The following is a 25,198-nucleotide window of genomic DNA, read 5'->3' as shown; positions in this document are numbered from 1 at the left end:
GAGACGCTGTGCAGTTGTCGTTCGGCCCCGAGGTGGAGGCCTTCCGCGCCGAGTTCGCGGCGTTCCTGGACGCGAACCTGCCCGAGGCGCCGGAGGAGCGCTCGAAATCGAGTGCGGACGTGCCCGAGTGGGCCCGGCGCTGGCAGCGGCTGCTCTTCGACAACGGCTGGCTGCTGCCGGCCAACCCGCCGGAGTTCGGCGGCCGCAACGCCTCGGTGCTGCAGCAGTACGTGCACCTGGAAGAGCTGTCCAAGCGGCGGATCTACCACTCCTTCAACCCGCAGGGCGTCGGCATCATCGCCGCCTCGCTGCTCTCCTTCGGCACCGAGGAGCAGAAGCACCGGTGGGCGGTGCCCATCCTGCGGGCCGAGCTGACCGCGTCGCTCGGCATGAGCGAGCCGGGCGCGGGTTCGGATCTGGCCGGGCTGCGCACCCGCGCGGTCCGCGAGGGCGACGAGTACGTGGTGGACGGGCAGAAGGTCTGGACCTCCGGCGCGCACGACGCGGATGTCCTGCTGACCTTCGTCCGCACCGACCCCACCGCGCCGAAGCACAAGGGCATCAGCGTGCTGCTGATCCCCACCGACACCCCCGGCGTCACCCGCCGCCCCTTCCCCTCGATCTGCGCCCCCGACGACCTGGACTTCAACGAGGTCTACTTCGAGGGCGTCCGCGTCCCCGCCGCGAACCGGATCGGCCCGGAGAACGGCGGCTGGACGGTCGCCAACGGCTCCCTCGGCCACGAGCGAAACCTGCTGTGGCTCAGCCACGCCGACCGCCTCGCCGACCTCGTCCGCGACTTCACCCCGCACACCGGGCACGACCGCGACGCCTACGCCACCAGCGTCATGGACCTGCACGCCCTGAAACTCCTCGGCTCCGCCGCCCTGGCCCGCGCCGCCCGCGGCGAACCGGATGTCGCCGCGCTCTCCGTGCTCAAGGTGATGGGCTCCGAGGCGGTGCAGGCCGGCACCGAGCAGGCCCTGTCCAGCATGGGCGCCGACGGCCTGATCCACCCCGCGCTCAGCGCACCCCCGGGCGCGCACACCATCGGCCACTTCGCCAGCGGCTGGTTCGAGCGCTACACCAGGACCTTCGCGCACACCATCGCGGGCGGCACCTCGGAGATCCAGCGCACCATCATCGCCCAGCGGGTGCTCGGGCTGCCCCGGAGCTGACGCTCAGGGCAGCTTGATCACCGACATGTACATCTCCAGCACGGGCCGATGAAGGTCGATGTCGTCGAGCTTGGTGCCGAGCACCACGGAGTCGGTGGTGTGCACCAGGATCCGCGCGAAGGTCAGCGGCGGGATGGCCAGGGTCGCGCCGACCTGCGCCATCCCCTCGGTGATGAAGCGGGCCAGCGCCTCGACCACCTGCTCCCGCCTGGCCGCCACCCGCTCCCTCGCCTCCGGATTCCGCAGCAGGTAGAGCGTGAACTCCATGCCGAGCGCGGCGTGCTCGGCGCCGCGGTCGTCGCTGAGCCGCTGCCAGAGCTCCGCGATCCGGTCCAGCTCGTGCGCGCCGACCTGGGCCGCCGACACCACCTCGGTGAAGGTGTCGAAGTAGCGCTGCCAGTACCACTCGTTGACCGCGAGGAAGAGCTCCTCCTTGGTCGAGAAGTGCTTGTAGATGGCGCCTTTCGTGTATCCGGCGGCGTAGGCGATGTCGTCGAGGGTCGCGGCCGTGAAGCCCTTCTCGGCGAAGACCTCCTGTGCGGCCTCCAGCAGCAGCCCGCGCGTGTGCTCGAGCCGCCGCTCCCTGGTCCATCGTTCCGCCATAGCAGCGAGTATGCCATCGGATCTGAGAAACTCTTCCCCTACCGAGATACTCATTGGTATCTTGAGGACTGCTGAGTCACCAAACTAGGGGTCCTGCGATGAGCGCACCAGCAGAGAACAAGAAACCCACCACTGTCACCGAATCAGTCGGCGCGACAGCGGATCTGGGATCGAAGACACCATCCGCGTCCAGACCGGTGGTGATCTGGGCGATCATCGGCGGGCTGATCCTCGCCTTCCAGATCTACATCTGGGCGAGCTGGGCCATCGGGCCGCACTTCGAGCGGGTACCGACCGGGCCGAGCGACCCGCCGACCTGGATGAAGATCATCCTCGGCACCTGGACCACCGTCATCCTGGCCGGCTGGCCGGTCGGCGTCTGGTGGTTCATCGTCCGGCCGTGGCGCCGCGAGCGCCGGATCACCCTGGACGGCATGCTCCTGGTCGCCTGCGGGCTGCTGTTCTTCCAGGATCCGCTGCTCAACTACTTCAATACGTGGAGCACCTACAACACCTGGATGTTCAACCGCGGCTCCTGGGTCGCGGAGATCCCGGGCTGGCGCTCCTACGCCGAGCCGGGCGCCATGATGGCCGAGCCGCTGCTGATGAACGCGGCGGGGTACTCCTACGGCGTGCTGCTCTGCACCATTCTCGGCTGCTTCATCATGCGGCAGGCCAAGAAGAAGTGGCCGAACATCAACAACTACGGGCTGATCGGCATCCTGATCGTCTGGACGTTCTTCTTCGACCTGGTCATCGAGGGGCTGTTCCTGATGCCGATGGGGCTCTTCACCTACCCCGGCGCCATCCAGTCGCTCTCGATCAACGCGGGCACCTACTACCAGTGGCCCATCTACGAGGGGCTCATGTGGGGCGGGGTGCAGGCGGGGCTGTGCGCGCTGCGCTACTTCACCGACGACCGCGGCCGCACCTTCGTCGAGCGCGGGCTGGAGCGCACCGGCGGCGGCTTCGTCCGGCAGCAGGGCACCAGGTTCCTCGCCATCTTCGCCGCGTGCAGCATCTTCTTCTTCGTCTGCTACAACCTGCCGGCGCAGTGGTTCGCGATGAACGCCGACCCGTGGCCGGAGGACATCCAGAAGCGCTCCTACTTCGACATGGGCGTCTGCGGCGACGGCACCGGCCGGCTCTGCCCCGACCCGGCGCTGCCCATCCCCGGCCGGGACACCGCCTACATCGACCCCGACGGCAAGCTCGTCCTCCCCGAGGGCGTCGAGCTGCCGAAGATCGTCCCCCACGAGCGAGGTAACTGACATGACCCTGACCACCGAACCGCGTATCACCCGTGCCCCGTTCTACCGCTCGGTCGGCGACGAGACCGAGGTCTTCCGTGCCGCCGCACGCCGCGGCTCCCCGGTCCTGCTCAAGGGCCCGACCGGCTGCGGCAAGACCCGCTTCGTCGAGGCCATGGCGCACGAGCTCGGCCGCGAGCTGATCACCGCCGCCGGGCACGAGGACATGACCGCGGCCGATCTGGTCGGCCGCTTCCTGCTGCAGGGCGGGGAGACGGTCTGGGTCGACGGCCCGCTGACCCGCGCGGTGCGCTCGGGCGCGATCTTCTACCTGGACGAGGTGGTGGAGGCCAGGCAGGACACCACCGTTGTCATCCACCCGCTCGCCGACCACCGGCGCGAACTCCCGATCGACCGCCTCGGCACCAGCGTCCCCGCCGCCCCCGGCTTCCAGCTGGTGATCTCCTACAACCCCGGCTACCAGAGCGTCCTGAAGAGCCTCAAGGAGTCGACCAGGCAGCGCTTCGTCGCCATCGAGCTGGACTTCCCGCCCGCCGAGATCGAGACCGATGTGGTCGCCTACGAGGCGGGGATCGACGCCGAGACGGCGGGCACGCTGGTGCGGCTCGGCCAGGCCATCCGCCGCATCGACGGGTCGCCGCTGCGCGAGGCGGCCTCCACCCGGCTGCTGATCCTGGCCGGTGGGCTGGTCGCCGAGGGGCTGCCGCTGCGCGCCGCCGTGCAGTCGGCCGTGGTGCGGACGCTCTCCGACGACGCGGATGTGGTGCGGGCGCTCGGCGAGCTCGTCGACGCCGTGCTGCCCCGGTCATGACCGGCACGGACCGCTTCCGGCTGCTGGCGTCGTTCCTCGCGGGCCGGAGCGTCGAGGTCGCTCCGGCCCCCGCGGGCGAGGGCGCGTTCACCGACGGACGGGTGGTCTTCGTCTCGGCGGGGCTGACCCCCGCCGAGCAGCGCAGGGAGGTGCTGGTGCAGGCCGCGCTGCTCGGCGCGGGCAGCCTCGATCCCGATGCCGTGCGCCCGCTCCGGGCCCGGCCCGCGGTGGCGCGGCGCTACCTGACGCTGGAGGGGCGCCGGGTGCTCGCCGCGCTCGGCGAGTCGCTGCCGCTCGCGGCCGGGCTCACCACCGGGGCCACCACCGCGACCACCGCGGCGTCGCTCGCCCTCGCCACCGGCCGCGAGCCGGTGCCGGATCCGCCGGAGTGGTTCGGCGCGATCAAACCGTCCCGGCTGCTGACCCAGCAGCCGGGGGCGGGCGGGAAGGCCACCGCCAAGGAGCTGCGCCTCGAGTTCGACCCGATCGACATGCCCGAGGGCGAGGAGGACGACGACGACGGCGGCGACCAGGTCGGCGGCAGCAAGATCCTGAAGCTGTTCGAGAACCCGCTCTTCAACTCCCGGGCCCTCTCCGACCAGCTGCGCAAACTCTTCGGTAACTCCCGCTCGGCCGGCGACGGCCCCGCCGGGGCGGAGATGCAGGTCCGCGCGGTGCGCAAGGTACAGCGGGTGGGCGCCAACGCGCAGCCGCTGCCCACCAGGATCCAGTTCACCGACGACGGGAAGCCCGGCGCGGCGCTCGGGATCGGGGGCGCGCTGCACCCGGAGTGGGACGTGCACGGCCAGCGCTACAAACCGGACTGGTGCCGGGTGCTCGACTTCCCGCTGACCGTCGCCGCCGATATCACCGCCGCGGGCGTCGCCGACGACGACGTCCTGCGCCGCCGCCTCTCCCGGATCGGACTCGGCCCCAAGGTGCTGCGCAGCCGCCCCGATGGCGACGAGCTCGACATCGAGGCGCTGATCGACCTCGTCGTCGACCTGCGCTCCGGCCACTCCCCCGCGGAGAACATCTACCTCGAGCGCCGCAAACTGGAGCGCAACCTCGGGGTGCTGATCCTGCTCGACGCCTCCGGGTCGGCCACCGACACCGACACCGACGGCCTCGCGGTGCACGACCACCAGCGCCGCGCGGCCGCCACCATGGCGCACACGCTGGAGGAGCTCGGCGACCGGGTCGCCGTCTACGCCTTCCGCTCCCAGGGCCGCCACGCCGTGCACCTGCCCGCGATCAAGACCTTCGACCAGCGCTTCGGCGCGGCCGGGCGGGCCAGGCTCAACCAGCTCCAGCCCGCCAGCTACACCCGCCTCGGGGCGGGCATCCGCGGCGCGGGCGACATCCTGAAGAACCAGGCGGGAACCCAGAACCGGCTGCTGGTGGTGCTCTCCGACGGCCACCCCTACGACGAGGGGTACGAGGGCCGCTACGCCGAAGCCGACGCGCACAGAGCGCTGGAGGAGCTGCGCGCCGACGGCGTCGCCTGCCTCTGCCTGACCATCGGCGCCACGACCACCGACGACGCCCTCGCACGGGTCTTCGGCTCGGCCGGGCACGCCAGCGCCACCACCCTGGGCGAGCTCAGTCCGCGCATGGACGAGCTGTTCCTCTCCGCGCTGCGCGAACTCGCCGTCTCGCGCTGACCGACCTTCGACAAGGAAGGCCCGGAATGACCCCCGATCCGGTCCCGATTTCCCCGCCCGCCACCGAGATCACCGACTGGGCCCGCGGTTACGCCCGCAGGCACCCCGTCGCCGCGCTGCAGACCGTCGGCAGGCAGGTCACGCTCGGGCAGCGGGCCGTCCGGCACCTCGTCACCGATATCGCCGCCCGGCGTTTCCCGTTCGGCGAGTTCACCGCCCAGGCGGCCTTCATGGTCAAGACCTCGCTGCTGCCGACGGTGGCGGTCGCGCTGCCGATCAGCGCGACGCTGTCGATCCAGTTCGGGCTGCTCGCCGGTCAGGTCGGCGCGACCGCGCTGGCCGGGGCGGCGAGCGGGCTCGCCGTGATCCGGCAGTCCGCGCCGCTGGTCACCGCCATCCTGCTCGCGGCGGCGGTGGGCTCCGCGCTCTGCGCCGACCTCGGCTCGCGCAAGATCAGGGACGAGATCGACGCGCTGGAGGTCATGGGCATCTCGGTGCTGCGCAGGCTCGTGGTGCCGCGGCTGGCGGCGGGCGTCATCGTCGCCATGGCGCTGACCGGGGTGAGCTGCTTCGTCGGGTTCCTGGCCGGCTACCTGTTCAACGTCTACGTCCAGGACGGGACGCCGGGCAGCTATCTGGCCACCTTCTCCTCCTTCGCGACCTCGGGCGACCTGTACCTGGCGATGGTGAAGGGCGCCGTGTTCGGGGTGATCGTGGTGGTGGTCGCCTGCGAGAAGGGGCTGAACACGAAGGGCGGGCCGGGCGGGGTCGCGAACTCGGTGAACGCGGCAGTCGTCGCCTCGATCGTCGTGCTGATGGTGGTGAACCTGGGCTTCACCCAGCTCTACACCATGCTCTTCCCGAGGACGACGCTGTAATGGCCAGCACCTACCGCCCGCCCGGCGTGCGCACGGTGGTCGCGGTGGCCGGGCCGCCGTCGCGGGGGATCATCCGGCTCGGGCACATGGTCACCTTCTTCACCCGCGCGGTGCTGGCGATCCCGCTGACGCTGCGCCACTACCGGCGCGAGACGCTGCGCATCATCTCCGACGTCACCTGGGGCAACGGCTCGCTCATCGTCGGCGGCGGCACCGCGGGGATCATGATCATCCTGGGCGCCGCCGCGGGCGGCATCGTCGGCATCGAGGGGTTCAACGCGCTGAAGCTGCTCGGCATGCAGCCCGCCACCGGCATGATCGCGGCCACCGCCGCCACCCGCGAACTGGCCCCGATCATGGCCTCGATCGCCTTCGCCGCGCAGGCGGGGTGCCGGTTCACCGCGCAGCTCGGCGCCATGCGGATCGCCGAGGAGATCGACGCGCTGGATTCGATCGCGATCCGCCCGGTCCCCTTCCTCGTCACCACCAGGCTGGTCGCCGCCGTGGTGGCGATGGTTCCGCTCTTCCTGGCCGCGCTGGCCGCGGACTACCTGGCGGTGAAGCTCTTCGTCGGGATCGCGGGCGGCCAGTCCTTCGGCACCTACGACCACTACTTCGACCTTGTGCTCAGCGGAACCGACATCGTCTACTCGCTGCTCAAGGCCATCGTCTTCGTCATCGTCACCACGACCATCCAGTGCTACTACGGCTACTACGCGCGCGGCGGGCCACAGGGCGTCGGCATCGCGGCCGGGCGCGCGATGCGCGCGAGCATCACCGTGATGATCACGGTGAACCTGCTCATGACGCTGGCGCTGTGGGGTTTCGACGCCGGCTCCAGGATCAGTGGGTAGCGCCGTGGCGATCGTTTTCGAATCCGACGACCGGAATCTCTCCCCTGCCGGGCTCTTCGTGCGCGGCCTGGCCGTGCTCGCCGTCATCGCCGCCACGGCCACCGCCATGATCGCCCGCTCCGAGGGGGCCTTCGCGCGCACCGTGGAGGTCACCGCGGTGCTGAGCGATGTCGGCGACGGGCTGCCCGCCCGCTCCGACGTCAAGTACCGCGGCGTGCTGGTCGGCAGCGTCCGGGAGGTGGTGCGGGCGGACGCGGGCAACGCGGTGCACATCGACCTGCTCCCCGCGCACGCGGACGGGATCCCGGCGACGGTGACCGCCCGCGTCGTCCCGAGCAATGTGTTCGCCGTCCCGTCGGTGCAGCTCATCGACAACGGCCCCGGCCCCGCGCTGACCGGGGGCGCACGGATTCCGGAGGACCACAGCCGGGCGGGCGTGCAGTTGCAGACCTCGCTCACCGCGCTCAGCGAGCTCGCCGCCGCCGTCGGGCGTCCCGGCAACGACCCCACCGTCGGCATCCTGGAGACCGTGGAGCGCGCCACCCGCGGCCGCGGCGACGAGGCGCTCGCCGCCGCGAGCCAGTTGGAGCGGATCGTGCGCACCTATCAGGCCGAGGCGACCGCGCCCGGTCGACCTTCCTATCTGGCAGCGCTGCTGGAGGCGGTGACCGGGCTGCAGCAGTCGTCCCCCGACCTGCTCACCGCCCTGCACGAGGCGGTCGTCCCGCTGCGCGCCGTCGCCGAGAAGCGCGCCGACCTGACCGCCCTGCTGACCGGTGCGGGCACCACCACCTCCACCCTCGGCACCGCGCTGACCAGGCACGGCGACACCCTCATCGGCATGAACAGCCGGATGGGCCCGGTGCTGCAGCTCCTGGCCGCAGGCAGCGGCAACTTCGTGCAGATGACCACCTCGCAGACCCGCGTGGCGCACGTGTTCACGAACGAGTTCTGGAATGCCGAGGACCAGAGCGGCACCGCCAAGGTGATCGTGGAGCTCACCCCGCACAAGGAGTACACCCGCACCGACTGTCCCCGCTACGGCGAGCTGGCCGCCCCGAGCTGCACCGCGGGTCCCGCCGCAGGCCCCTCGGTGATCGACTCCCTGGACAGCCCCGAGCAGCGGCGCGAACTCACCGATCTGCTCGGCCTCCCGGCCGAGTCCGGCGCGCTCGCCGAACTGCTCGGTGTCGCACCGCCCCCGGAGGAGCCACGATGACCCACCGCCGCGACCTGATCGGGCTGACCGCGTTCCTGCTCGTCGCCGCCGTGCTGACCTGGATGGTGCACGTCACCCTGCAGCGCGACGTCACCGGCGAGACCGACACCTACTCGGCGCTCTTCAGCGACGTCTCCGGGCTGCGCGTCGGCGACGACGTCCGGGTGGCCGGGGTGCAGGTGGGCCGGGTGGACGCCATCGTCGTGCACGGGCAGCTGGCCGAGGTCACCTTCCGGGTACACCGCGACCAGACCCTGCACGGCGACACCCTCGCCTCGGTCACCTACCAGAATCTGATCGGCCAGCGCTACCTCGGGCTGAGCCGCGCCGACTTCGGCGACCCCGCACCGCTCGCCCCCGGCGCCCGCATCCCGCTCGAGCACACCCAGCCCTCCTTCGACATCTCCGGGCTGCTGAACGGTTTCCAGCCGCTGTTCAGCACGCTCGACCCCGCCGACGTCGACAACCTGACCTCCGCGCTGATCCGCGCGCTGCAGGGCGACGACGGCGCCGTCACCGCCCTGATCGCCAGGACCGCCGCGCTCGCGCAGACCTTCGCGGGCCCGGACCAGATCCTCGGCACCCTGATCGACAACCTCGCCGCGGTCATGACCACCCTGGCCGCCCAGAGCACCAACCTGCAGGACACCCTCGCCCAGACCCGCGCCCTGCTCGACGGCCTCGCCGCCCACCGCGACGCCCTGCTCGACCAGACCGACCGCATCGCCACCGTGGTCACCGACGCCGCCACCGTCGTCGAGGGCGCCGCCCCCGCGCTGACCGAATTCATTGGCCGCGAGCCGGGATTCGCGCACCACTTCGTCGAGGGCAGCGACCGCTTCGCCTACCTCGGCTTCAACCTGCCGCCGCTGCTGCAGGCGATGGTGCGCGCCGTCGACAGCGGCGCCTTCGTCAACGCCTACGTCTGCGACATCGGCTTCAGCCTGATACCGGGCATCGATCCGGTGATCGCCCAGGTCCTGGCCGGCTCCTCGCCCACCGGTCGCCCCCAGCACTCTCCGATCTGCAGGTGAACCATGAAAAGCTCTCGCCCCGAGATCGACTCCGCGCTGCGGGTCGGGATCGCCGCCGTCGCGGCACTGGCTGTGGCGCTCACGGCGCTGGTGGTGCTCGGCACGCTGCACATCGGCGCCCGCACCTACCGCGCCGACTTCGCCCAGGCCGCCGGGATCAGCGCGGGTGACGCGGTGACCTGGGCGGGTATCCCGGTCGGCACGGTCACCGACACCCGGCTCGCCGGCGACCACGTCGAGGTGACGATCCAGATCGAGGACGACGCCGTTGTCCTCGGCGCCGACACCCACGCCGCGATCAAGCTCACCACCCTGCTCGGCTCCCGCTACCTCGAGCTCACCTCCTCCGGCGCGGGCACGCTGCCCGGCGACCGGATCCCGGTGTCGCAGACCACCGTCCCCTACGACCTGGAGACCGCGCTGCAGGACGTCACCACCACCTTCGACGGCATCGACGCCGACCGGATCGCCGAATCCATGACGACGCTCTCCCGCGAACTCGACGGCGTGCCCGCACTGATCCCCGGCGTCCTGCGCGACGTCCGCGCGCTCTCCGGCATCATCGCCCAGCGCCGCGACCAGATCGGCGCGCTGCTGACCAGCACCGGCGAGGTCGGGGCCGTCATCGACCGGCAGCAGGCCGATCTCGCCGCCGTCATCGGCGAGGGCCGCACCCTGCTCCAGCAGATCAATGCCCGCCAGGCCGCGCTGAGCCGATTGCTCACCGCGACAACGGGGCTGGTGCAGCGGCTGGAGCCGATCGCGGTCGGCGAGCAGGCCGAGATCGAGCAGCTGCTGACCGATCTGCGTGCCATGACCGCCATGATCGCCGCGCACGACGACCTGCTCCGCAATATCCTGCAGATCCTCCCGGTCCCGTGGCGGCTCTTCGCCGACGCCACCGGCAGCGGCCCCGAACTCGACGCCAACGCCCCCGACGGCGCCTTCGTCGACTCCTGGATGTGCGCGCTGAGCGCCACCGCCGTCGCCGCCGGCCGCGACCCCTACCTCGAGGACTGCCGATGAGCCGCACCCTGACCATGGTGAAACTGGCCGCGGTGACGCTGAGCGCCGCCTGCCTGGCCGGCTGCGGGACCGGCACAGGCGACACCACGACGGTGACCGCCCGCTTCGCGAATGCCAACGGCCTCTACGAGGGCAATGCCGTCGCCGTGCTCGGCATGCGGGTGGGGAAGATCGTGCGGATCACCCCCCGCGGCACCGACGTCGAGGTGGAGATGCGGATCGAGGACGGGATCACGCTGCCCGCCGACGTGCAGGCGGTGACCATCTCCGACTCCATCCTCACCGACCGCCACGTCGAGCTCTCCCCCGTCTACCGCGGCGGCCCCACCCTCCCCGACAAGGCCGTACTCGGCACCGACCGGACCAAGACCCCGGTCGAGTTCGACGCCCTGCTCGCCATGGCCCGTGAACTCTCCACCTCGCTCGGCGGCGACGGCGACGGCGCGGGCCCGATCGCCGACCTGATGTCCCTCGGCACCGCCACGACCAGCGGCAACGGCCCCGACATGCGGGCCGCGCTCAGCGAGCTCGCCCGCGCGCTGCAGCTCGGCCCCGACAACGGCGCCGCCACCCGCGACGCCATCACCACCGTCGTCACCCACCTCGACACGCTCACCGCGACCGCCGCGCGCAACGACGCGACCCTGCGCGACTTCGGCTCCGCCGTCGCCCAGCTCAGCGACTTCCTGGCCGGCCAGCAGCTCGGCTCCGGCGACACCGGCGCCGCCCTGAACCGGATCATCGCCCAGGTCGCCGAGCTGCTCACCCGGCACCGCGACACCATCGCCGGGCTCACCACCGACGCAGGCACCCTGGCGGGCACGCTGGCCGACTACGACGGGAACCTCGCCGAATTCCTGGACGTCTTCCCCCTGGTCACCGACAACGCCTACAACGCCATCGATCACAATGTCGGCGCGCTGCGCGCCGCGATCGACATCAACCGGTTCCTGCTCGACGGCCAGATGGTCAAGGAGATCTGCAATCTGCTGCAGCTGCAGAACCTCGGCTGCGCCACCGGCACCATGCGCGACATGGGCCCCGACTTCGGCATCACCGCCATCCTGGCGGGCCTCGCGGAACGGAACGGCCGATGACCCGCTACCTGCTCCCCCTGCTCACCGCCGCCCTCACGCTGACCGGCTGCGCCGCCGGCCTGGACCGGCTCCCGCTCCCGGCACCGGGGCTGAGCGGCGAAACCTACAGCCTGACGGCCATTTTCAGCAATGCGCTCAACCTGCCCGCGAAAGCGAAGGTCAAGCTCGACGGCGTCGACATCGGCCAGGTGGACGCCATGACCGCCCGCGACTACACCGCCGTGGTGACCCTGCGGGTCACCGCCGACGCGCGGCTCCCCGCGGGCACCTCCGCCGAGCTGCGCTCGGCCACCCCCATGGGCGACGTCTTCGTCGCGCTGCGCCCGCCCCCGGATTCCGGCACCGCGTTCCTCGCCGACGGCGACACCATCCCGCTGACGGCGACCTCGGCCGCCAGCACCATCGAGGAGCTGCTCACCCGCGCCTCGTTCCTGGTGAGCGGCGGCGCCATCGAACACCTGACGTCGGTGATCTCCGCGCTCGGCGAGTACGCGGGCGGGCGCGGCGAACGCCTCGCGACGCTCCTCGCCGAAACCCGCGCCCTGCTCGACACGCTCACCGCCCGCACCGACCGGATCGACGAAATCCTGCACGCCACCGCCGATCTCAGCACCACCCTCGCCGCCGGACAGACAACGCTCACCGACGCCGTGACCGCCGCAGGCCCGGCCGTGCAGACGCTCGCCGAGAACACCGACGCCCTGCTCACCGTGGTCGACCGCATCGACGCCCTCACCACCCAGCTCGCCCGCTTCCCCAGCGTCGCAGGCACCAACACCACCTCGATGGCGGCCAACATCAACCAGCTCGCCGCCGGGCTGAACGCCGCCGCGCTCAACCCCGAGGCCGACCTGAACGAGCTGAACACCATGCTCGGCATCGTCATCAAGATGATCAGCGGCCCGAACGGCCACGTGAACGCCGACATCACCCAGATCGCCGTCGGCGCCGTCCCCGACCCCGGCTTCCCCGGCACCGCGGGCGCCAGGCTCCCCGACCCGACCGACTGGACCGCCTTCGTCGGCTCGCTGCGGCACATGCTCGACCGCCTCGGCCCCCGGCTGCAGGAGCCGCCGCGATGATCGCCCGGCTGCTCGTCGGCGCCGTGCGGCGCGCGCATCGGCAGCGGCTCGCGCTCTCGCTGGCCGGGCTGCTCGTGATCCTCGCCGGGTCAACCGCCTACCTCGGCATCGGCACCCTGCGGATGGACCCGTTCGACGAGCCGTACCGGGTGCGGGTGGAGCTGGAGCAGTCCGGCGGGCTGCTGCCCGGCCAGGACGTCACCCTGCGCGGGGTCAGGGTGGGCAGGGTCGAATCCGTCGAGGTCGCCGGGGATCGGGTCGTCGCCGTCGCCGCCATCGGCGAGCGCGACCGCATCCCCGCGGCCGGGCTCGTCCGGGTGGCCGCCCTCTCCGCGGCGGGTGAGCAGTACCTGGACTTCCAGCCCAGCACCAACGACGGCCCCTACCTCGCCGACGGCGCCGTCATCACCGCCGACCGCACCGCCACCCCGGTCCCGCTCGCGGACATGCTGGAGAGTCTCAGCGGCACCCTGGCCCAGATCGACCCCGACCGGCTTGCCGCCATCTCCCGCGAGCTCGGCGTGAGCCAGGCCGGCCCCGACAAGCTGGCCGCCATCATCGACGGCGGCACGTTCCTGGTCTCGACCCTGGACACGGTCCTCCCGCAGACCGTGAACCTGCTGCACAACAGCAGGGTCGTGCTGGCGACGCTCGGCAGCCCCGCCCTCGAATCCACCGCCGCCGACCTGGCCGTCACCGCGGGCGGGCTGGGGGCCATGACCGGCGGCTACGAACAGCTCCTCGCCCAGACCCCGCCCATGCTGACCACCGTCGACGCCGTCCTCGCGCAGAACTCCCCCACCATGGTGCAGCTGCTCGGCGACCTGGTCACCGTCTCCCAGGTCGCCTACACCCGCATTCCCGCGATGGAGGAGTTCTTCTTCCCGCAGCAGCGCGCCGGCTCCGCGCTCGACGCGGTCGCCTCGGCCTTCCACGACGGCGGCGTCTGGGCGCTTGCCAGCATCTACCCCCGCTACGCCTGCGACTACGGCACCCCGCGCCGCCCCGGCTCGGTTCCCGACTACGCCCCGCCGTACCTGAACGCGCAGTGCCCCGACCCCACGCTCATCCCGCGCGGCGCCGCCAACGTCCCCCGCCCGCCGAACGACCCCGTCCCCCCCGACCCGCCCGGCGATCCCCTGCAGACCGCCGACCCGCCGCCGGTCGGTCCGCAGTCGATCCCCACCCCCTACGGCGGCCCGCACGCCCCGGTGCCACGCTGAACCGCTACTCGGTCGGCAGTACCTCGGCCAGTGCGCGCAGCGCCGCGACGTAATCGTCGTCCAACGCCTGGATCGCGACATGGTCGGCGCCCGCATCCAGATGCGCCAGCACTCCGTCCGCGACCTGAGCCGCCGAACCGTGCACCGCCAGCGAGTCGATCAGCCGATCACTCCCCGGCTTGGTGAGGTCTTCCTCGGTGAACCCGAGGCGCCGCAGATTGTTCACGTAGTTCGTGAGCCCCAGATAGAACGGAACCATCCGCCGGGCGACCTCCCGCGCCCGCTCCGCGTCCTCGTCCAGCACCACCTTCTGCTCGGCCACCAGCAGCGAACTCGCGCCGAGCGTCGCGCGGGCATTCCGCGTGTGCTCCGGCGGCGCCAGATACGGCAGCGCCCCCGCCGACCGGTCCCGCGCCAGCTCCAGCACCCGCGGCCCCAGCGCCGCCAGCGCCCTGCTCTCCACCGGCACGCCCGCCGCGTCGAGCTCGTCCAGGTACCGCACCAGCGCCTCGTACGGCTTGATCGCCCCCGACCCGTCGTTCTCTCGGTGCCCGACCCCGATCCCGAGCAGGAACCGTCCCGGGAACCGGGCCTCGATCCGATGGAACGACTCCGCGGTGGCCTTCGCCTCAGCCGCCCAGATGTTCACGATGCTCGTGCCGACCGTGAGCGTCTCCGTAGCCTCCAGCAGTGACTCCACCACCGGCAGCTCGGCCGGCGGAGAGCCGCCCAGCCACAGCGCGCCGAACCCGAGTTTCTCCAGCTCCTCGGCGTCCTCCGGGGTGAACCCCTGGTAGCCCCGCCACACACCGAACTTGCCGAGATCGTATTTGGCCATAGTCGGGCCAACCCGGGGGTCGAGCGGATCTATTCCACCGTCGATTCACGGCTCGAGGAACAGGCCCTCGTTGGGCAGCCGAGGTGTGTGGATGTCGCCCTGCGCCGAGACCTGGATTGTGTCGCCGCAGCGGTGGCGTTCGAGTGCCGAAGTGCGACAATGACGACGCATCCATTCGGCGAGGAGAAGAGCTGATGGCGGAGACCTTCACGACGCGGGTCGAGCTGGACGGAAAGACGGCGACCGGGCTGCCGGTGCCGGACGAGGTGGTCGAGGCGCTGGGCGGCGGAAAGCGGCCCAAGGTCTCGGTGACGATCGGCGGGCACACCTATGCGAGCAGCATCGCCGTCCGGGGCGGTGGGTACAAGATTCCGCTGAGCTCGGCCAATCGGGCGGCGGCCGGGATCGCGGCGGGCGACACCGTCGAGGTGACGATCGAGCTGGACACCGCCGAGCGGACGGTGCAGATCCCGGAGGAACTGGCGGCGGCATTCGCGGAGAACCCCGCCGCGCGCGCCGCCTTCGACGCGCTGTCGTACAGCAAGCAGCGGCAGCGTGCCGAGCCGGTGGCGGCGGCGAAGCAGCAGGAGACGCGGGACAGGCGGGTGGCGGCGATCATCGCCGAGCTGAGCGGCGCCTGATCAGTTCTGCCTGGGGGCGAGTTCGGCGACGAAGCGGTCGACGAAGCCGTCCACCGGTTTGCCGCTCGCGGGCACCACGACGAACTTGGTGAGCCCGGCCTCGAGGTAGCCGTCGATGAGGCGGTGCAGGTCGGGCCAGCTTCCTGCGATGACGTCGGCGGGGTCGGTGTCGGGGCGCTGGCTGCGGATGCGGGAGGCGAGGGGGCCGGGGATGCCGTCTTCGGCGAGGAGCACAGTGATGCCGAAGTGGTCCGCTTCGATTTCTCGTGAGGCTTCGGCGGCCTCCCGGTCGATGGCGACAACTCCGGCGGCGGCTTCGGCGGGGGTGAGGAAGCTGCCGAGCCAGCCGTCCCCGTATCGGCCGATGCGGCGGAAGGCGGCGGGGGCGCGGCCGCCGAGCCAGATGTCGAGCGGGCGGCCGGGGCGCCTGCCGACCCCGGCGCCGCGCACGGTGAAGTACTCGCCCTCGAAATCGACATCGTCCGAACGCAATACGGCGCGCAGCAGCGAAAGGGATTCGTCGAAGACGTCACCGCGGCGGCCGTCGACCGGGAACAGGTCGCGCTCCCCCGGTCCGGCCGGTTGCAGGCCGAAGACGGGGAGCACGCGCTTGGGGGCGAGCGCGGCCAGCGACGCGAGCTGCTTCGCCACCAGGACCGGGTGCCGGCCGGGCAGGATCGCGACCGAGGTGCCGACCTTCAGATTCCGGGTACGCGACAGCGCGAACGCCATGCCGACGACCGGGTCGACCGCCGGTGAGTAGATCAGCTCGGAGAACCAGAGCGAGTCGACGCCGGCCTGCTCGAGCCCGTCCACCAACCCGGCCAGCTCCTCCGGATCGGTGTTCGCGCCGATGCCGACGCCGAATCGAATCTTCACTCCTGCGACAACACGCGATCAGCGCTCAGCATTTCCGGGGCGGGTGGCGCGGTAGTAGGTGACGCGGCCGAGGGCGCGGTGCGGGTGGGAGAGCACCTGCTCGGTATGGAAGCCCGCCGTGCGCAGCACCGACAGCGGCGTGTCGCCGAGATTGCCGCGAACGTGCGCGCTGCGCAGGTGCAGGCGAGCGGCGAACCCGTCGGCGGGGGTCATGGGCCCGCCGATGTCGGCGATGTGCAGGCGGCCGCCGGGGCGAAGGACGCGGAAGGCTTCGGCGGCGACCGCTGCCTTCGTATCGGCGTCGAGGTGGTGCAGCATGAGCGCGGAGAGCACGCGGTCGACGCTGCCGTCGGGGTGCGGCAGGTCTTGGGCGTAGGCGCGCTCGAAGCGGAGGGCGGGGGCCTTGCGCTCGGCGCGGGCGAGGGCGCGCGGGTCGGGGTCGGTGCCGGTCACGTCGGCGCCGGGCACCGCGCGCTGCGCGAGGATCGTCAGGTTGCCGGTGCCGCAGCCGATTTCGAGCACGGCGTGGCCGCTCTCGATACAGGCCTGGGCGAGCAGGGTGTGGTGCACGGCAGGGCTGCCGAGTGCCCGGCTGAGCAGGTCGTAGAACGGCAGGAACAGGTCGTTGCCCGCCGCGGGCAGGTAGTCGTGGTCGTTGCCGAGGGTGCGCGAGGTCATGACTCCATGGTGGCGAGGACGACGCGGCGGAAGTCGGGAGATATTCGGCAGAAGTAGGACTATCTTCGGTTCGGTGTCCGATGTGCGACCGCGGGCCACGCGGCTGATCCGGCAGCATCGGGGCGTGCCGGTGTACGGGTACCGCTCCGATCCGGGCACACCCCCGGTCTCGCTGCTGCGGTTGCACGGGCCGGACGGGCTCGAGCAGGCGCCGCACATCCACGACTTCCCGGTCCTGGTGCATCTGCCCACCGAGCACGCGGTCTACGTGGTCACGCCGGGCCGGGTGGTCGATGTCGGGCATGTTCCACTGCCGGACCCGAGCGTCACGGTGTTCTTCGACCCCGGCGCGCTCGGCATCGACAGCCGCTCGCCGTGGCCGACCTGGAATCGGCACCCGCTGCTCTCCGCCTTCCTGCACGGGCAGGCGAGCGGGTTGCTCCGGGTCCCGCTGCCGCCGGGGCACACGCTGTGGACCGACACCGTGGCCGCGATCGAGGCCGAACTCGAGCACCGCCGTGACGGGTTCCAGCAGGCGGCGCTGGCGCACCTGACGCTGCTGCTGATCGATCTCGCCAGGCTCACCACCGACATCCCCGGCGAGTTCCGGCTGCTGGGTGAACCGCTGCTCGCCGACGTCTTCGAGGTGATCGATCGCCGCTTCGGCGAGCCGCTCTCGCTGCGCGACGTGGCCGCCGCGGTCGGCGTCACCCCCGGCCACCTGACCACGCTCGTGCGCCGCCGCACCGGGCGCACCGTGCAGGACTGGATCACCGAGCGGCGGATGGCGCACGCGCGGGAACTGCTCGGCGGCAGCGACTTACCGATCGCGGTGATCGCGAACCGGGTCGGGCTACCGGACCCCTCGTACTTCGGCCGGGTGTTCCGGCGGGCGCACGAGCTGTCACCACGCGCGTGGCGCAATCAGTTGCACGGCGATAGCCACGGCTGAGCCGCGGACGTAACCTCGATACCGGTGCACCGCCCGCACCCCCGACCGGGCGGTGCGCCACCTAACGGCGCGGCGGGGAGAGCCTGCGCCACCAGCCGCGCACCCGGTCGCGGGCGCTGACCAGATCGACGGCGGCGCGCGGCGCCAGGTAGTAGCGGGTGCTGCGCTCGTGGGCGGTGTAGACGCGGCCGACCACATTCTCCGCGTCCGGGCCGAGCGCGCTGACCAGCGGTTCGGTGAGCTCGCGGTACGGGTCGTCCAGCAGCGCCGATTGCGCGTCGGGGCCGAGGCGGGTGAACCATTCGGGAGCCCCGCCGCGCCGAGCCAGTCGCTTTCTCGAACCCATCACACCTCACCCTGTCGCTGTCGTGCACTCCGCCTACCCCGGCCGGGGCGATCCAACACGGCTCGGTCAGGGAACGCGGAATCCGCGGAAGGTGACCGGGGTGCGGGTGCGGAAGCCGAGGCGTTCGTAGAGCGCGATGGCGCCGGTGTTGGTCTCGGCGACGTGCAGGAAGGGGCGGTCGCCGAGCGCGGTGATCCGGGCGACCAGCTCGCCGATCAGTTGCGCGGCGTAGCCGCGGCCACGGGCCTCGGAGGCGGTGCAGACGGCGCTGATCTCCGACCAGCCGGGCGGGCGCAGCCGCACGCCCGCCATGGCGAGCAGCAGGCCGTCGTCGCCGCGAATGCCGAGGTAGGGGCCGAGCTCGTGGGTGCGCGGCCAGAACGGGCCGGGGCGGGTGTTCGCGACGAGGTCGAGCATCTCGGCGGCGTCGGGGGCGCCGAGCTCGACCACGTCGGCGACCTTCGGCGTGTCGGCGAGGGCGCCGGGCAGGATCAGCTGCCTGCCCGCGAGGTGGAAGGACTCGGTCCAGTGCGGGGGCGGCGGGACCGGGCAGCTGAACAGGTCGGCGTCTGCGCCGGGGCCGAGCAGCCGGGCCAGATCGTCCCATTCGCCGCCGTCGCCGGGGTCGACCGCGGCGAAGGTGGTGACGTCCGGGAGGTAGGTGACTGCCCGGCCGATGCGGCGGGCCAGGTGGGCGTGGTTGCCGTGCAGCGACCCGCCGACCGGGTCGTCCAATGGGGTGGTGTCCACGCGTGTCGTGCCTTCCGGTCGTGCGAGTGCGACCGTCAGTTCAGCATGCACCGGCCGGAGCCACCGCACCCGGCCTCAGTCGTCGACGACCCCCGGATCTCCGACCCTGAATTCTCCGGGCCGCAACAGCTGCGCTCAGCCCGCGTCGCTGTCGCGGAGCCGGTCCGGCTGGCCGAGCCGGAGGTGCTCGCTGTGGTAGACGGCCTCGTCCAGCAACTGCGCCACGTGCGCGTCGTAGAGGCTGTAGACGATCGAGCGGCCGCTGCGGTTGCCGACCACCAGGCCCAGGTTGCGCAGCAGCCGCAGCTGGTGCGAGACCGCGGACTGCTCCATGCCGACGGCCTCGGCGAGTTCGGAGACCGGGCGCGGGCCGTGCCGCAGTTCGGTGAGGATGAGCAGGCGGCTGGGGGTGGCGAGGGCCTGCAGGGTGGTGGCGACATGGGCGGCCGCGGTGGCGTCGAGGCGTGCGGCCGGTCGGCTGCGGCCCTCGACTCCGTGTCCCATGAGGGGGCATCTTACTCCGAGCTCCATGTATGAATACATGTTCATCTCTTCTGTTAGTCTCGGGTCGGTCCGCTTCGCCCGTCGCTTTCGGAGGTTCGCTCGTGGTCGTGCTGTCCCGCTCATCGCCCGCCGCCGTGCCCGTGCGGCGTACGGGGTTGCTCGCGCTGGCCGAGGTGCGCTGGGCCGCAACGGCTCTGGCGCTGTTCCTGATCGGGCTGGCGGCGCAGCTCAGCGGCGCGCCGCAGTGGCTGTGGTGGGGGTTCCACCTCGCCTGTTACGCCGCCGGGGGCTGGGAGCCGGGGCTCGCGGGGTTGCGGGCGCTGCGGGAGAGGACGCTGGACGTGGATCTGCTGATGGTGGTGGCCGCGCTCGGGGCGGCGGCGATCGGGCAGATCACCGAGGGGGCGCTGCTCATCGTCATCTTCGCCACCTCGGGGGCGATGGAGGCGCTGGCCACCGCGCGGACCGCGGATTCGGTGCGCGGGCTGGTCGATCTGGCGCCCGACACCGCCACCCGGCTCGGCGCCGGGGGTGAGGAGACGGTCCGGGCGGCCGATCTCGCCGTCGGGGACGTGCTGCTGGTGCGGCCGGGGGAACGGATCGCCGCCGACGCGACGGTGCTCTCCGGGGGGAGCGAGGTGGACCAGGCGACGATCACCGGCGAGCCGCTTCCGGTGGACAAGACCGCTGGTGACGAGGTGTTCGCCGGGACGTCGAACGGCACCGGCGCGCTGCGGATCCGGGTCGACCGGCGGGCCGCGGATTCGGTGGTGGCGCGGATCGCGACGCTGGTCGAGGAGGCGAGCCGGACCAAGGCGCGGACGCAGCTGTTCATCGAGAAGGTGGAGCAGCGGTACTCGATCGGGATGGTCGCGGTGACGGTGGCGGTGTTCGTGATTCCGCTGCTGCTCGGGGACCCGGTGCGGCGGGCACTGCTGCGAGCCATGACGTTCATGATCGTGGCCTCGCCGTGCGCGGTGGTGCTGGCGACCATGCCGCCGCTGCTGGCCGCCATCGCCACCGCCGGGCGGCACGGAGTGCTGGTGAAGTCGGCGGTGGTGATGGAGCGGCTCGGGGGGACCACGCTCGTGGCGTTCGACAAGACCGGGACGTTGACCCGGGGTGCTCCGGAGTTGGTCGAGATCGTCTGCCTGCTGCCGGAATTCGATGCCGATGCGGTGCTGAGGCCGGCGGCTTCGGTGGAGGTGCCGAGTGAGCATCCGCTGGGCGCGGCGGTGGTGCGGGCGGCTCGTTCGCGCGGGCTGGCGCTGGCCGAGGCTCGGGGGTTCGCCGCGCAGCCGGGGCACGGGGTCGAGGGGGTGGTCGACGGTCGGCGGATCACCGTGGTCTCCCCCACCGCGTTTCCCGGTCTCGCCGAGGTGACCGCGTTGCAGGAGCAGGGGCACACCGCGGTCGTGGTGACCGTGGACTCGGAGCCGGTCGGGGTGCTCGGGATCGCCGACCGCACCCGGCCGGAGGCGGCTGCCGCCGTGGCCGCGGTGACCGCGCTGACCGGGAGCGCGCCGGTGCTGCTGACCGGGGACAACCGGGTGACGGCGGAGCGGCTCGCCGCCGAGGTCGGGATCCGCGATATCCGGGCTGAACTGCTGCCGGACGACAAGGTCGCCGCGGTACGCGAGCTGGCGGCGGCCGGGGCGCGGGTCACGGTGGTCGGGGACGGTATCAACGACGCACCCGCGCTCGCTGCCGCGCACGCCGGGATCGCGCTCGGCGGGGCGGGGTCGGATCTCACGCTGCGGACCGCGGACGCGATCGTCGTGCGCGACGATCTCGGTACGGTCGCCGCCGTCATCGCGCTGTCGCGCCGGGCGCGGCGGGTGGTCATCGCCAACCTGGCCATCGCCGCGACCTTCATCGTCGTGCTGGTGACCTGGGATCTGGCGGGCACGCTGCCGTTGCCCCTCGGCGTGGCCGGGCACGAGGGGTCGACGATCCTGGTCGGGTTGAACGGGCTGCGGCTGCTGCGCTCGTCCGCGTTCCTGTCGGAACCCCGTGCGAGAGTGCGGGAATGACCGAAGCCGTCGCCGCGCTCATCTCCTCGATCGCCCCCGCCGACGATCTGGAGCGCGCTCATCTCCACGAGGCCGCGGCCTGGGTCGCGCGGACGGCGGACATCTACCGGCGGGTGAAACCGGCGACGCCGCCTCGCCATCTGGTGACCTACGTCGTGGTGACCACGCCGGAGCGGGACGCGGTGTTCCTCGTCGACCATCGGAAGGCCGGGAAGTGGCTGCCGCCCGGCGGGCACGTGGAGCCGGGTGAGCATCCCGGAAACACCGCTCGCCGGGAGGCCGAAGAGGAACTCGGGCTGCGTCCCGAACTCGGGGCGGGTAGCGCGCCGCTGTTCCTCACCATCACCACGACGGTGAACGTGGACAGCGGGCACGAGGACGTCAGCCTCTGGTATGTCACCACAGCCGCGCCGGATGCGGAGTTCACGCTGGACGAGGAGGAGTTCCGCGGTGGCCGCTGGTGGACCCGCGACGAGATCGCCGCCGCCGACCCGGCCCTGTTCGACCCGCACCTGTCGCGCTTCCTCGCCAAGCTGGGGCGCTGACGCGTTCATTCCAGCACGGGGTGGCCGAGTTCGGATGCCGACTACCGACCAGTGGCGCGCTGGATGTGAACGCGACGCCGATTTCTGGAAGGCCATCCAGAATTGGAATGGGTTATAGTCACCCCGTGACCGCCACCCCCTCGCGGATGACCCGCAAGACCGCGGCGACGCGGGAGGCGATCATCGGCGCGGCGCGGGAACTGCTGGACGAGGGCGGCCCGGAGGCCCTCACGCTCCCCGCGGTCTCGGAGCGGGCCGATGTGGCCGTGCAGACCATCTACAACCGGGTCGGCGGGCGCGATGCCCTGCTCATGACGGTGGCCGAGCGGGCGATGGAGGCGAACCGCGTCTACCTGGACGCGGCCTACGCGCAGCCGGGCAGCGCGGTGCAGCGGGTGCTCGGCGCGGCCGAGGCGTATGTGCGGTTCGCGAAGGAACGCCCGCACGAATTCCGGCTGCTCACGCAGACCTCCTCCGGCAGCCCGGCCTTCGAGCGCATCGCCGACCTGCTGGACGAGCAGACCGGCAGGCTCGCCGACGCCATCGCCGACGGCATCGCGGAGGGCGCCGTCCGCCCCGACATCGACCCGCGCACCACCGCGACCGTCCTCTGGGCCGCCGTGAGCGGCGTCATCGCCCTCTCCTGGCGCGCCGACCGGCACCGCGCCGACCCGGACGTCCTGCTCCCGCTGCTCGCCGCCGCGGTCGGCGAGGGGCTGCTGAACCCGAACCCCGACGAACAGAAATGCAGGTGACGGCAGATGCCGAAGATCGTGTTGTTCGGCGCCACCGGTTACACCGGTCGGCTGACCGCCGAAGCGCTGATCGCGCAGGGCGCGAGCCCGGTGCTGGCCGCGCGCAACCCGGACGCGCTGGCGAAGCTCGCGGCCGATATCGGCGGCACCGAGACCGCGGTGGCCGATGTGACGAACCCGGATTCGGTGCGGGCGCTGCTCGGCAGGGGCGATGTGCTGATCACGACCGTCGGCCCGTTCCTGCGGTTCGGGGAGCCCGCGCTGGCGGCGGCGCTCGCGGCGGGCGCGCACTACTTCGACTCGACCGGTGAGGGACCGTTCATCCGCACCGTCTTCGACCACGACGCGCAGGCCCGCACCGCGGGGGTCGGGCTGCTGAGCGCGTTCGGATTCGACTACGTGCCCGGCAATCTCGCGGCCGCGCTGGCGCTCGGGGAAGCGCCGGCGGCGACGCGAGTCGATGTCGGCTACTTCGTGGAGGCGCCGGGGACCAGCGGCGGAACCCGCGCCTCGATCGCGGGAATGCTGTTCGAGCACGGGTTCGCGCTGCGCGGCGGCCGGGTGGTGCCGGAGCGCTCGGGATCGAAGATCCGGAGCTTCGACGTGGTGGGCGGGCAGCGCACCGGCGTCTCCATCCCCGGCTCCGAACACCTCGCGCTGACCCGGGTGCATCCGGGGCTGCGCGAGGCCGATGTGTTCCTCGGGCTGCCGTCGCCGGCGGCGCGCGGGCTGCAGGCCGGCTCGCTGGTCGCGGGGTTGCTCGGCAAGGTCGCGCCCGCCAGGGCCCTCGCCGAGGGGGCGCTGGCGAAGGTCGTGAAGGGCTCGACCGGCGGCCCCGGCCCGGAGTCGCGGGCGCGCACCCGGTCCTGGGCGGTGGCGGAGGCCGCCGATGCGAGCGGGAAGGTGCTGGCCACGGTCACGCTGAACGGCAACGACCCCTACGACTTCACCTCGGCCATCCTGGCCTGGGGCGCCACCACGGTCCTTGGCGGCGGGCTCAGGGGCACCGGCGCGCTCGGCCCGGTCGACGCCTTCGGGCTCGAGGCGCTCACCGCGGGCGCGGCGGAGGCGGGCTTCCGACGCTGACCGGCACCGCCATTCGAGTTGCCACGGGTTTGCCTTCGCCGGTTCCGGACACTACGTCCCAGCAGGGTCGGGTGGACGGAGCAGGTGGTGGTGGAGGAGCGGTTGTCGGCGTGGCTGACCGAGCGCGTCGGCTCCCGGGTGCGGGTGCAGCGCGAGCACACCGGTGAGCTGCGGCTGAACTGGGTGGACGGGCCGACGGAGCCCCGGATGCGGGACATGCTCGGCGATTTCGGCAAGCACGCCGATATCGCGCTGCCGGACACCGCGTGCGCGCGCGACCTCAGCGAGCTGGGCCGGACGGTCGCGGTGCTGCTGTGGCTCGACCGCGACCCGGACCGCACCGAACTACTCGAACCGGAGATCGTCGACCGGGCGAGCACCGAGATCGGCTACCCGGAGCGGGCGCACCCGCGCTGGCAGCGCCGGGCGCGGAACCTGCGCTCGGTCATCGAGGTCGAGCGGGACGACCTCGTGGCAGGCGTCCGGCTGCTGCTGCACCGCAGCACCGCCACCGGCTGGGACGCCGCACTGGCCTGGCTGGACGATCTCGAGCACCGCCCGCCGCGGCACCTGCAGTCGGTGCCCTGAGCGTCACCAGCTGTCGACGTGCACGATCCGATCGAGGTCGCTGCGGGCGGCGGGCTTGAAATCGGTGCCCTTCGTGTACGCGACCGGGAGCAGCGCGCCCTGCGACACCTTCTCGTACGGGATGCCGAGCACCTCGGCGGCCTCCCTCTCGTAGCCGAGATGCAGGGTGGTCCAGGTGGTTCCGAGCCCGCGCGAGCGCGCGGCGAGGCAGAAGTTCCAGACCGCGGGGAAGAGCGAGCCCCAGTAGGAGGCGCTGGCGGCGCTCGGCGCGTTGTCCACCCGGCCGGACAGGCACGGCACCAGCAGCACCGGGACCTCGCCCAGCTTCTCGGCCAGGTACTCCGCCGAGCTCGCCACCCGGCGCCGGGAGGCATCCACCTCGGGATCGCCGCTCACCTTCTTGCCGAGGTAGCCGGGATCGGCCTGGTACGCCTCGAAACCGCGCCGGTACAGCTCGCCGAGCGCCTTGCGCTTGGCCGGGTCGGTGACGACCACCCAGTGCCAGCCCTGCCGGTTCGACCCGCTCGGCGCCTGCACCGCCAGCTCCAGACACTCGCGCACGACCTCCAGCGGGACCTCGCGGTCCAGGTCGAGCCGCTTGCGCACGGCCCTGGTGGTGGAGAGCAGTTCGTCCGGGGAGAGGTCCAGTTCGATCGGCATGGT

27 protein-coding genes are annotated in these 25,198 nt (G+C 72.1%); 19 read left to right on the top strand and 8 right to left on the bottom strand.

Going from position 1 to position 25,198, the window contains the following annotated elements:
- The first annotated feature begins 8 nt into the window (after positions 1-8).
- A complete protein-coding gene (locus tag ACFO0B_RS24000; RefSeq protein ID WP_378614820.1) occupies positions 9-1,178 on the top strand; it encodes an acyl-CoA dehydrogenase family protein in 1,170 nt (389 codons plus the stop codon).
- A 3-nt stretch (positions 1,179-1,181) separates the two neighbouring features.
- Here ACFO0B_RS24000 and ACFO0B_RS23995 read toward each other — a convergent pair whose 3' ends face one another.
- Positions 1,182-1,781: a TetR/AcrR family transcriptional regulator gene (locus ACFO0B_RS23995; protein WP_378614819.1), complete on the bottom strand. Its 600-nt coding sequence runs from the start codon at positions 1,779-1,781 to the stop codon at positions 1,182-1,184.
- Between the two features lie 98 nt (positions 1,782-1,879).
- Here ACFO0B_RS23995 and ACFO0B_RS23990 point away from each other — a divergent pair, with 98 nt between their 5' ends.
- Genes ACFO0B_RS23990 through ACFO0B_RS23940 form a run of 11 tightly spaced genes read left to right on the top strand, consistent with a single transcriptional unit; the run spans position 1,880 to position 13,940 of the window.
- The gene (locus ACFO0B_RS23990; RefSeq protein ID WP_378614818.1) at positions 1,880-3,052 is read left to right on the top strand and encodes a spirocyclase AveC family protein; all 1,173 of its coding nucleotides are present in this window, start codon (positions 1,880-1,882) and stop codon (positions 3,050-3,052) included.
- 1 nt (position 3,053) lies between these two features.
- Entirely contained in the window at positions 3,054-3,863 is an 810-nt protein-coding gene (locus ACFO0B_RS23985) for a CbbQ/NirQ/NorQ/GpvN family protein (RefSeq protein WP_378614817.1), read from the top strand.
- On the top strand, positions 3,860-5,527 hold the full coding sequence (locus ACFO0B_RS23980) for a nitric oxide reductase activation protein NorD (RefSeq protein WP_378614816.1): 1,668 nt from the start codon (positions 3,860-3,862) through the stop codon (positions 5,525-5,527). The genes ACFO0B_RS23985 and ACFO0B_RS23980 overlap by 4 nt, the downstream gene beginning before the upstream one ends.
- Positions 5,528-5,553: 26 nt before the next feature.
- Complete coding sequence (locus ACFO0B_RS23975) at positions 5,554-6,405, top strand: MlaE family ABC transporter permease (protein ID WP_378614815.1); 852 nt, start codon at positions 5,554-5,556, stop codon at positions 6,403-6,405.
- Positions 6,405-7,259 carry an ABC transporter permease gene (locus ACFO0B_RS23970; protein WP_378614814.1) on the top strand — a complete coding sequence of 285 codons (855 nt, stop codon included), beginning with the start codon at positions 6,405-6,407 and terminating at the stop codon, positions 7,257-7,259. The genes ACFO0B_RS23975 and ACFO0B_RS23970 overlap by 1 nt, the downstream gene beginning before the upstream one ends.
- A 4-nt stretch (positions 7,260-7,263) precedes the next feature.
- Positions 7,264-8,478, top strand: coding sequence for an MlaD family protein (locus tag ACFO0B_RS23965; RefSeq protein ID WP_378614813.1), 1,215 nt, complete (start codon positions 7,264-7,266; stop codon positions 8,476-8,478).
- Positions 8,475-9,512, top strand: coding sequence for an MlaD family protein (locus ACFO0B_RS23960; protein ID WP_378614812.1), 1,038 nt, complete (start codon positions 8,475-8,477; stop codon positions 9,510-9,512). Before ACFO0B_RS23965 ends, ACFO0B_RS23960 begins: the two co-directional genes overlap by 4 nt.
- A gap of 3 nt (positions 9,513-9,515) precedes the next feature.
- A complete protein-coding gene (locus tag ACFO0B_RS23955; protein ID WP_378614811.1) occupies positions 9,516-10,538 on the top strand; it encodes an MCE family protein in 1,023 nt (340 codons plus the stop codon).
- Complete coding sequence (locus ACFO0B_RS23950; RefSeq protein WP_378614810.1) at positions 10,535-11,635, top strand: MCE family protein; 1,101 nt, start codon at positions 10,535-10,537, stop codon at positions 11,633-11,635. Before ACFO0B_RS23955 ends, ACFO0B_RS23950 begins: the two co-directional genes overlap by 4 nt.
- Positions 11,632-12,717 carry an MlaD family protein gene (locus ACFO0B_RS23945; RefSeq protein WP_378614809.1) on the top strand — a complete coding sequence of 362 codons (1,086 nt, stop codon included), beginning with the start codon at positions 11,632-11,634 and terminating at the stop codon, positions 12,715-12,717. Before ACFO0B_RS23950 ends, ACFO0B_RS23945 begins: the two co-directional genes overlap by 4 nt.
- Positions 12,714-13,940 (top strand): MlaD family protein, encoded by a 1,227-nt coding sequence (locus tag ACFO0B_RS23940; protein ID WP_378614808.1) that lies wholly within the window; start codon positions 12,714-12,716, stop codon positions 13,938-13,940. Before ACFO0B_RS23945 ends, ACFO0B_RS23940 begins: the two co-directional genes overlap by 4 nt.
- Positions 13,941-13,944: 4 nt before the next feature.
- On the opposite strand, the gene ACFO0B_RS23935 is transcribed toward ACFO0B_RS23940, so the two are convergent.
- Complete coding sequence (locus ACFO0B_RS23935; protein ID WP_378614807.1) at positions 13,945-14,778, bottom strand: LLM class F420-dependent oxidoreductase; 834 nt, start codon at positions 14,776-14,778, stop codon at positions 13,945-13,947.
- A gap of 194 nt (positions 14,779-14,972) precedes the next feature.
- Between ACFO0B_RS23935 and ACFO0B_RS23930 the strand changes: the two genes are divergently transcribed.
- A complete protein-coding gene (locus ACFO0B_RS23930) occupies positions 14,973-15,419 on the top strand; it encodes a YdeI/OmpD-associated family protein (protein ID WP_378614806.1) in 447 nt (148 codons plus the stop codon).
- Here ACFO0B_RS23930 and ACFO0B_RS23925 read toward each other — a convergent pair whose 3' ends face one another.
- Entirely contained in the window at positions 15,420-16,298 is an 879-nt protein-coding gene (locus tag ACFO0B_RS23925) for a TIGR03854 family LLM class F420-dependent oxidoreductase (protein ID WP_378614805.1), read from the bottom strand.
- 18 nt (positions 16,299-16,316) lie between these two features.
- Positions 16,317-16,976 carry a class I SAM-dependent methyltransferase gene (locus ACFO0B_RS23920; protein ID WP_378614804.1) on the bottom strand — a complete coding sequence of 220 codons (660 nt, stop codon included), beginning with the start codon at positions 16,974-16,976 and terminating at the stop codon, positions 16,317-16,319.
- Between the two features lie 73 nt (positions 16,977-17,049).
- Between ACFO0B_RS23920 and ACFO0B_RS23915 the strand changes: the two genes are divergently transcribed.
- On the top strand, positions 17,050-17,928 hold the full coding sequence (locus ACFO0B_RS23915) for a helix-turn-helix transcriptional regulator (protein WP_378614803.1): 879 nt from the start codon (positions 17,050-17,052) through the stop codon (positions 17,926-17,928).
- 61 nt (positions 17,929-17,989) lie between these two features.
- Here the strand turns inward: ACFO0B_RS23915 and ACFO0B_RS23910 are convergent, their stop codons facing one another.
- The 3 genes from ACFO0B_RS23910 to ACFO0B_RS23900 form a co-directional block, all read right to left on the bottom strand.
- A complete protein-coding gene (locus tag ACFO0B_RS23910) occupies positions 17,990-18,274 on the bottom strand; it encodes a hypothetical protein (RefSeq protein ID WP_378614802.1) in 285 nt (94 codons plus the stop codon).
- A gap of 66 nt (positions 18,275-18,340) precedes the next feature.
- On the bottom strand, positions 18,341-19,024 hold the full coding sequence (locus ACFO0B_RS23905; RefSeq protein WP_378614801.1) for a GNAT family N-acetyltransferase: 684 nt from the start codon (positions 19,022-19,024) through the stop codon (positions 18,341-18,343).
- Between the two features lie 135 nt (positions 19,025-19,159).
- The gene (locus tag ACFO0B_RS23900) at positions 19,160-19,528 is read right to left on the bottom strand and encodes an ArsR/SmtB family transcription factor (protein WP_378614800.1); all 369 of its coding nucleotides are present in this window, start codon (positions 19,526-19,528) and stop codon (positions 19,160-19,162) included.
- A 107-nt stretch (positions 19,529-19,635) separates the two neighbouring features.
- Between ACFO0B_RS23900 and ACFO0B_RS23895 the strand changes: the two genes are divergently transcribed.
- From ACFO0B_RS23895 to ACFO0B_RS23875, 5 genes are all read left to right on the top strand, one after another.
- Positions 19,636-21,561 (top strand): heavy metal translocating P-type ATPase, encoded by a 1,926-nt coding sequence (locus ACFO0B_RS23895; protein ID WP_378615289.1) that lies wholly within the window; start codon positions 19,636-19,638, stop codon positions 21,559-21,561.
- Positions 21,558-22,106, top strand: a complete 549-nt coding sequence (locus tag ACFO0B_RS23890; RefSeq protein ID WP_378614799.1) for an NUDIX hydrolase — start codon at positions 21,558-21,560, stop codon at positions 22,104-22,106. Before ACFO0B_RS23895 ends, ACFO0B_RS23890 begins: the two co-directional genes overlap by 4 nt.
- A 125-nt stretch (positions 22,107-22,231) precedes the next feature.
- Positions 22,232-22,861, top strand: a complete 630-nt coding sequence (locus ACFO0B_RS23885; RefSeq protein ID WP_378614798.1) for a TetR/AcrR family transcriptional regulator — start codon at positions 22,232-22,234, stop codon at positions 22,859-22,861.
- A gap of 6 nt (positions 22,862-22,867) precedes the next feature.
- Positions 22,868-23,947 carry a saccharopine dehydrogenase family protein gene (locus ACFO0B_RS23880; protein WP_378614797.1) on the top strand — a complete coding sequence of 360 codons (1,080 nt, stop codon included), beginning with the start codon at positions 22,868-22,870 and terminating at the stop codon, positions 23,945-23,947.
- Positions 23,948-24,031: 84 nt separating this feature from the next.
- A complete protein-coding gene (locus ACFO0B_RS23875) occupies positions 24,032-24,535 on the top strand; it encodes a hypothetical protein (RefSeq protein WP_378614796.1) in 504 nt (167 codons plus the stop codon).
- 3 nt (positions 24,536-24,538) lie between these two features.
- Here the strand turns inward: ACFO0B_RS23875 and ACFO0B_RS23870 are convergent, their stop codons facing one another.
- Positions 24,539-25,189: a nitroreductase family protein gene (locus ACFO0B_RS23870; protein WP_378615287.1), complete on the bottom strand. Its 651-nt coding sequence runs from the start codon at positions 25,187-25,189 to the stop codon at positions 24,539-24,541.
- Between the last annotated feature and the right edge of the window lie 9 nt (positions 25,190-25,198).

It is taken from the genome of Nocardia jiangsuensis, assembly GCF_042650385.1.
GTDB lineage: Bacteria > Actinomycetota > Actinomycetes > Mycobacteriales > Mycobacteriaceae > Nocardia > Nocardia jiangsuensis.
This window is presented reverse-complemented; position numbering and strand designations above follow the sequence as displayed.